The 514-nt window shown below is 77.2% G+C and carries 1 protein-coding gene; it reads left to right on the top strand.

The window, feature by feature from the left end; genetic code table 11:
- Positions 1 to 514 (top strand): MFS transporter (locus ACF088_RS41295; protein WP_392381129.1); only part of this gene is annotated, 514 nt, incomplete at both ends.

Genomic DNA, 514 nt, shown 5'->3' on the forward strand with positions numbered 1-514 from the left:
TGCAGGGCCTCGGCGCGGCGGTACTGGCCCCCTCGACCCTGACGCTGCTGACCGCGGCGGTGCCGGAGGGCGCGGCGCGGGCCCGCGCGATCGCGACCTGGACCGCGGTGGGCGCGGGCGGCGGCGCGGCGGGCGGACTGGTCGGCGGTGCCCTGGTGGACGGGCTGTCCTGGCGCTGGGTGCTGCTGATCAACGTGCCGGTGGGCGCGGTCGTGCTGGCCGGTGCCGTGCTCTGGCTGACCGAGAGCCGGGGCGGCCTGCGCCGCCGCCTCGATCTGCCGGGCGCCCTGCTGGTGACCACCGGGCTCGCCACGCTGGCCTACGGCATCTCGCAGACCGAGTCCGAGGGGTGGGCGGCGACGGCGACGCTGGTGCCGCTGCTCGCAGGGCTCGCGCTGCTGGGGCTCTTCCTCCTCGTCGAGGCGCGGACGGCAGCGCCGCTGATGCCGCTCGGGCTGCTGCGGCTGCGATCGGTCGCGTCTGCGAACGTGGCGATGCTGGTCTCCGGCTCGTC

Origin of the sequence: Streptomyces sp. NPDC015125, from assembly GCF_043080045.1 — a bacterium.
Taxonomy (GTDB): domain Bacteria; phylum Actinomycetota; class Actinomycetes; order Streptomycetales; family Streptomycetaceae; genus Streptomyces.